The sequence below is a fragment of the Aequorivita aquimaris genome, from assembly GCF_001573155.1.
Classification (GTDB): domain Bacteria; phylum Bacteroidota; class Bacteroidia; order Flavobacteriales; family Flavobacteriaceae; genus Aequorivita; species Aequorivita aquimaris.
This window is the reverse complement of sequence record NZ_JRWG01000022.1, coordinates 1-2,527: the sequence shown is the minus strand read 5'-3', so window position 1 is coordinate 2,527 and position 2,527 is coordinate 1. Positions and strand designations below refer to the sequence as shown.

Annotated in this window: 1 protein-coding gene and 1 pseudogene; both read right to left on the bottom strand. The window is 47.2% G+C overall.

Annotated elements, in window-relative coordinates; translation table 11 throughout:
* Positions 1-1,084: pseudogene (locus LS48_RS14515) on the bottom strand (hypothetical protein); the annotation flags it as partial.
* Between the two features lie 279 nt (positions 1,085-1,363).
* The coding region (locus tag LS48_RS14510; RefSeq protein WP_131807740.1) for a T9SS type A sorting domain-containing protein at positions 1,364-2,527 on the bottom strand (1,164 nt) is incomplete at its 5' end.

Genomic DNA, 2,527 nt, shown 5'->3' with positions numbered 1-2,527 from the left:
CAAAACCAAAATTGCTGCCAATAACCGTTTGGTTATCGATAGTAACAGAAGCCTCAGAACCAATTAATGATCCAGGAAGACCTGCAGCATCGTCATAATAGTTTACGTCAACGTTAGAAATACCTCCGTTGGCAAAAATACTAGCTGTAATATTTTCCAAAGTAAAGTTCTGATCAGCAGCTACAGTCACATCATTTGCTGTCTGGAATGCTGAAGCAGAAGAACAGTTAAAGCCGTTCTCAAAAGTACCGTCGTTAGGGTTCTCCTCATCACAAGCACCGCCGCCGCCGCCGATAGGATCTATTCCAAACTCCATATTTCCAAATAGTTCTCCAGCATCTGCTTCAGCTTGAATTTCAATTTTGCCGATTGCATCATCTGAAATTACTCCAAAGAAATTTTCTGTACTAGGAGTATTAGAAACAACAAAGGTATCAAGTAATCCACCGCCCATATCATAAACACGAACATCAGCGTTTGAAACACCTTCAGTCCAAAGATCAATTCCAGCAGCATAAGCGCCATCAGGAGTAAAAGTAAGAATTGTAAAATCTGCAAAAGTATTCGCCCCCATAAGGGTTGAAGTATTCCCGATTGCACCAGAACCTATATAAATTACATCATTTCCTACTACAGAAGCGGTTATATTAAATCCATCAACAAGTTCTCCCGCAGGAAAACAACCATCACCAGAACTACTAACTACAGGACCACACGGTGTAATAGCTCCAGCACCAGGTCCACCTGCAAAATCCTCAGATATTAACGTTCCTGAATATGCAGCTTGAAAAGTAGCCCTATCTGTATAAGGTGTTACAGCCATTGCACCTCTTTGTCCAGAAATTATTGCAGGACCATGAGTAGAGGTTACAGTATGGCTACCAGAGGAAACAAAAGAGGAATAATCCTGGGCTCCCATTGGTTTTTCAAATAGTACAGTAGCCGTTGTAGTTACGGGATCACCTTGACTATACACAGGGTTGTTTGTTGTGTTTGGCACCTCAACAATTGATCGCGAATCCTGTGCGTTGATTACACCAGAAAAAGCAACAATGCAAGCAAATAACAAAGTAATTTTCTTCATAATAATTATAAGTTTTAAGTTAATTTAGCACTAAGGTATTTAAAATATGTTTTGCCGCAAAACTTTAATGCAATATAATTAACAATATGAACATCTCTTTAACAGCATTAACAACTATTATTTTTAACAATACGATGCACAATCATCGTTTTTATTGAAAAATCAACATTCCATCTAGTGGTATCCTAAGACCCGGAAGCGCCTTAAAAAAACAGCAAAAAAAAACCACCCGCCAATGGCGGGTGGTCCTGTTGTTATGGCCAAGTAACTTGCCCGGGGCTAGTCCTTGAGCACCCTGTACGTGCCGGTCTGGCCGTTCACCGTCACCTTCATCAGGTAACTGCCCGTGCTCAGCCCGGATATGTCAAGCTGCGTTGCGGTAGCTCCCACCCTGCTGTCCAGCACGCGCTGGCCAAGAAGGTTGTAGAGCGAAACGCGCTCGATGTTGTCCACGCTCTTAAGGTTGAGCACGCCCGTGGTTGGGTTCGGGTAATAGCTGAAACCGGCTATCGAATTGTCCGAAACGCCAAGGTTCGTGCCGTCTATCACGATGTCGGTAACAGCGCCCGTGTTCAGAACAAAAACATAGTAGGCCTGGCCCGCAAGGGTAAAGATTGATGCAGAGGTGCCAGGAACGCACTGGTTAGTGTTCTGAGGAACCAACACAAGATCGGTCTCGGTAGCGTTCTCATCAGGAGCGGTATAGAAAGTTACCGAGCTGGCACCGCCAGGGGTAACGATCGTCGCATTGGCAGTCCCATCGCCAGTGGGAACAAAATTGTACCAAACGCCGTTTGCACCCGTTAGGTCACAGCCCTGTGGGTTGCCGTCTTCAGTGGTAGCCGCAGGCATCGCAACCGAAGGATCCGTGTAGGGGAACCCTATCTCGTCAACGTCGATCGAGTTCACGATCATATCGTTGGGCGGAGGGGTTGGCATACAGGTAACATCCATAGTAAAGTTGCCGGTAGCACCCCCAAAGCTGTGGATCAGTATGTAGAACTTCGTGTTCCCATCAGTGGCGAAGGTAACCTCGCTCTGAAGGCCGCACGAGTCGTCGTTACCCACAACGCAGGTAAGCGCGGCACAGGATCCGGTATAGACAGAGATCTTGGAGTCAAAGTCGGTGCCGTTGCAAAGGGACAGGGTGATATCGCCCGGAAGGCCGCTGGTGTCGTCAAGGGTGTACCATACCCCCGGAGAGGTGATCGCGGGACCGCAGACAGGAGCACCGGAATCTACCGTGGCGCCCACGGTGGTGCCCGTTACCGAATCCCCACAGCTTACCGCTATCGCGCCACCGCAGTCGTCGTTCGGCAATGGCTCGGTACAGGTAACGTCCAAACTGAAGTTACCGGAGTTGCTACCAAAGCCCTCCACCATAATATAATAGGTAGAAGTACCATCGGAGACAAAGGTAACCTCACTCTGAAGACCACAGGA